We start from the raw sequence: 4,488 nt of genomic DNA on the forward strand, positions 1-4,488 counted from the left end.
TCGACAAGTACGACCTGCTCGACCCGAACGCCGGGACCTCCGGCAACGCCGGCGGCGAGGCCTGATCGCTTTGACCGCCCGGTAAGGGTTACCGAGCCTCGGCTCCGGTGATCCTTGACGCACCGAATTGACGACGCCCGCTCAGTTTTGCTGAGCGGGCGTCGTCGTTTTCAATGCACTAACCTCGTTCCATGGCTTCCGATTCCAAGGGCACCGCTGCCGCAAAACAACGATCTGCGCGACGAGTGACCTGGTCCCTGCGCAACCGGCCGGCCGGAAGCCCGCATCCGCGGACCCTGGATAATCTCACGGCCAATCTGGGGCAGGTCTCCACCGTGGCCGTTCAGCGCCTGAGCACCACGCTGCCGTGGTTCTCCCAATTGCGGGCGGACGAACGCTCCGAGCTCGGGCTGCTGGCCCAGCGTGGTATCTCGTCCTTCGTGCGGTGGTACGAGGACCCCCAGGAACCGGTATGGGTCCTGACCGAGGTGTTCCGACAGGCACCCACCGAACTCACCCGTTCCATTTCCCTGCAGAACGCGCTGCAAGTCCTGCGCATCGTGGTGGACGTCGTGGAAGAAAAAGTTCCCGAGCTCGCGCAGCCCAGTGACGAGATCGCACTGCGCGAGGCCGTGCTGCGCTTCTCCCGCGAAGTGGCCTTTGCCGCCGCGGACGTCTACGCCAAGGCCGCCGAGAACCGTGGCTCGTGGGACGCCCGGTTGGAGTCACTCGTGGTGGACGGGGTCCTGCGCGGGGACCGCTCTGATTCCATCCGCTCCCGGGTGGCAGCGCTCGGTTGGACGGACCAGGGGCAGGTCACTGTGATGGTGGGCGCCACCCCGGCCACCACCGGGCCGGGCAGTGTGGACAAGATTCGGCGTTCCGCGACCCGTCATGCCGCCGAGTGCCTCGTCTCGCTTCAGACCGACCGTCTGGTGCTCGTACTGGGCGGTGTGGCGGACCCCCGCCGCGGGCTTCCCCAGCTCGCCTCCGTGTTCGGTGAAGGCCCCGTGGTCTTCGGTCCCGAGGTCGACACGGTCTTCGACGCCAAGTACTCCGCCGACCGCGCGTCTGCGGGGTTCCGAGCGACGTCGGCGTGGCCTCAGGCACCGAGGCCCGTTGACTCCGAGGACGTCTGGCCCGAACGTGCCATGTCCGGAGACCCCCTCGCGTTGCGGGCCATGGTGGACGCCGTGTGGGAACCGCTGTCCATGTCCTCGACCGGTCTGGTGGACACCCTGAGTACCTATTTCAGCGTGGGTAATTCTCTCGAGGCCACCTCTCGTGAACTGTTCGTGCATGCCAACACCGTGCGCTACCGGCTGCGCAGGGTCTGTGACATCACCGGCTGGGACCCGTTGATCCCCAGGGAGGCCTTCGTGTTGCATTGCGCCATGGTCGCGGGCCGCCTGAACTCGCCCCACTAGCCGACGGTTTGTAGGAGTCACACAAAGGCGCACACGCCACTTGGTGGCTCGGAACACCTCCTTTCGGCTCGCGATTTGGTGAAATGGGATGGTGATTGCCGTAGTTTGCCCGGGTCAGGGCTCCCAGAAACCAGGTTTCCTCCGCGAATGGCTGTCGGTGGACGGCGTGCCAGAGCATGTGGCGCAGCTGTCCGACGCCGCCGGGTTGGACCTTGCCCATTACGGCACCGACGCCGATGAAGAAACCATCAAGGACACCGCCGTTGCACAGCCGCTGATCGTGGCCGCAGGATTGGTGGCCGGCCGGTTGCTCGCGGATGCGTGGAACGGCCGCGGCGACATCGTCTTCGCGGGCCACTCGGTCGGTGAGATCACCGCCGCGGCACTCTCGGGTGTCCTGAGCGAAGCGGACGCGATGCGATTTGTCCGAGTCCGCGCCACGGAAATGGCCCGGGCGGCAGCGGCCACACCCACGGGCATGGCCGCCGTTCTGGGCGGCAAGGCCGACGACGTCGCCGCAGCCATGGCTGCCGCGGGCACCTCCCCCGCCAATGCCAATGGCGGCGGTCAGGTGGTAGCCGCGGGCACCCTGGAGCAGTTGAAGGCCCTCCAGGAGAATCCCCCGGCCCGCGCCAAGGTGATTGCCCTCAAGGTGGCCGGCGCGTTCCACACCGAGCACATGGCACCGGCGCTGGAGCCGTTGCGCGCACTGGCTCCCGAGCTCTCCCCGCAGAATCCCGCTCATCAATTGCTCACCAATTTCGACGGCTCCCTGATCACCTCCGGTGCCGCCGTGGTGGACTCGCTCGTGGAGCAGGTCTGCCGCCCGGTGCGCTGGGATGCGTGCATGGACACCATGGCCGAGCTGGATGTGGAACAGCTCATTGAGCTCCCACCGGCCGGGACCCTGGCGGGGTTGGCCAAGCGCGGCTTGAAGACCGCACGGGCAACCGCGGTGAACACACCCGAAGATCTTGAAGCGGTCCGGAGTATTCTGAGCTGACAACGGTGCCTCGCCATTGCGCAGCACGCTTCGAATCGCACCATGTAAGGAGTCAGCCTCTCGTGGCGACCATTAAGCAGAACACCCCGAACGCTCATTCCAGGATCCTGGGTATGGGTGCTTACCGTCCGTCCGTGACGGTCACCAATGATGATGTGTGCCAGTGGATCGAATCCTCGGACGAGTGGATCGTCAAGCGCACCGGTATCAACACGCGTATGCGCGCCCCTCAGGAAGTGTCCGTGCTGGAGATGGCCGAGCACGCCGCGCGTGAAGCCTTGGCGAGCGCCGGGCTGACCGGTGAGCAGCTGAGCGCGATCATTGTCTCGACCGTGACGTTCCCGTACATGACGCCCTCTTTGGCGGCCGCGCTCGCGGATCGGATTGGTGCGACTCCGGCGCCCGCCTACGACGTTTCCGCAGCCTGCGCGGGCTACTGCTACGGCATTGCCCAGGCGGACGCGCTCGTGCGCTCCGGCGCAGCCACCAACGTGTTGGTGATCGGTGCCGAGAAGCTCTCGGACGTGATCGACAACGGTGAACGTTCCATTTCGTTCCTGCTGGGCGATGGTGCCGGCGCCGCGGTCATCGGCCCCTCGGACGAACCCGGCATCGGCCCCTCGATCTGGGGTTCGGACGGTTCCAAATGGGATGCCATTCGTATGACCCACCCGCTCACGGACATTCTCACCGTGGAACGGGGCGGTGAGCGCACCTTCTCCAAGGACCTCACGGACCCGGAGACGGGCGAGATGCGACCGGACGCCACCCTGTGGCCCACCCTGCGCCAGGACGGACAGACCGTGTTCCGTTGGGCGTCCTGGGAGGGTGCTCGCGTCGCCCAGGAGGCGCTCGACGCCGCCGGCCTGGCTCCCGAGGAGTTGGCCGCCTTCGTACCCCACCAGGCGAATATGCGCATCATCGACCAGATGGCCAAGGTGCTCAAGCTGCCCGAGTCCGTCATCATTGCCCGCGACATCGCGGACGCCGGTAACACCTCCGCCGCATCCATCCCGCTGGCCACGCACCGCCTGCTCGCCGAGCACCCGGAATTGTCCGGAAAGCCGTCACTGCAGATCGGTTTCGGCGCGGGTCTGGTCTACGGCGCGCAAGTGGTGCTGCTGCCCTGAACCCGCTTGTGAGGTGTCGTAGGGTTAGATCGCACACCTTATGTTCTTGGATCGTTCCGGACGTTTCGGTACGAACCACAACGACAGCTCACCAGAGCGTCGTCGTTCCATAGCAAGGTCGCGACACGCGGCCCCAGAGAAAGGAAGCCCCCATGGCGAGCAAAGACGAAATCCTGGCCGGCCTGGCAGAAATCGTGAACGAAGAGACCGGCCTGGAGACCGAAGCTGTCCAGCTCGACAAGTCCTTCACCGATGATCTCGACATCGACTCGATCTCCATGATGACCATTGTCGTCAACGCCGAAGAGAAGTTCGATGTGACCATCCCGGACGAAGAGGTCAAGAACCTCAAGACCGTCGAGGACGCCGTCAACTTCATCGACAACGCTCAGGCCTGAGCCACTGATGCAGCGCGGCGTGTCGGGTGGGCCCTACGAGGCTCACCCACACGCCGCACTTCATCTGCCGGTGACCTGGCTGCGGCCAGAGCCCGGAACCCATGCGATCCCGGACACGAGGAAGTGCAGATAATGTCCCGCAAAGTAGTTGTCACCGGCTTGGGAGCCATCACCCCCATCGGTGAAAACGTCCAGGAAACCTGGGCCAACGCTCTCAAGGGCGTCTCCGGTGTTCACGCCCTGGAAAATGACTGGGTCGAGCAATACGACCTCGCGGTGCGCATTGGCGCAACCGCCCCCATACCCTCGGAAGATGTGGTGTCCCGCGTTCAGGCCAAGCGCCTGGACCCCTCGGGGCGGTTCTCCGTGGCCGCCGCCCGTGAGGCCTGGACCGACGCCGGTTTCTCCGGGGACACCGCCGACACCAGCGACGAGCTGGACCCCACTCGCGTTGGCGTGGCCTTCGGCACCGGTATCGGTGGCGTGTGGACCCTCTTGGATGCGTGGGACACCATGCAGGCCAAGGGTGC

The 4,488-nt window shown here is 65.6% G+C and carries 5 protein-coding genes; all 5 read left to right on the forward strand.

Translation table 11 applies throughout. The annotated features are described in order from the left end of the window. Positions 1-191: 191 nt before the first annotated feature. A complete protein-coding gene (locus tag Q4E95_RS11270; protein WP_303383397.1) occupies positions 192-1,427 on the forward strand; it encodes a CdaR family transcriptional regulator in 1,236 nt (411 codons plus the stop codon). Between the two features lie 91 nt (positions 1,428-1,518). After that, on the forward strand, positions 1,519-2,430 hold the full coding sequence (locus Q4E95_RS11275) for an ACP S-malonyltransferase (protein WP_303383400.1): 912 nt from the start codon (positions 1,519-1,521) through the stop codon (positions 2,428-2,430). Positions 2,431-2,492: 62 nt separating this feature from the next. Next, a complete protein-coding gene (locus Q4E95_RS11280) occupies positions 2,493-3,560 on the forward strand; it encodes a beta-ketoacyl-ACP synthase III (RefSeq protein WP_303383398.1) in 1,068 nt (355 codons plus the stop codon). 152 nt (positions 3,561-3,712) lie between these two features. Beyond that, positions 3,713-3,958 (forward strand): acyl carrier protein, encoded by a 246-nt coding sequence (locus tag Q4E95_RS11285; RefSeq protein ID WP_016996935.1) that lies wholly within the window; start codon positions 3,713-3,715, stop codon positions 3,956-3,958. A gap of 132 nt (positions 3,959-4,090) precedes the next feature. Beyond that, the coding region (locus tag Q4E95_RS11290) for a beta-ketoacyl synthase N-terminal-like domain-containing protein (RefSeq protein WP_303383399.1) at positions 4,091-4,488 on the forward strand (398 nt) is incomplete at its 3' end.

It is taken from the genome of Kocuria sp., from assembly GCF_030536815.1.
Lineage (GTDB): Bacteria > Actinomycetota > Actinomycetes > Actinomycetales > Micrococcaceae > Kocuria > Kocuria gwangalliensis.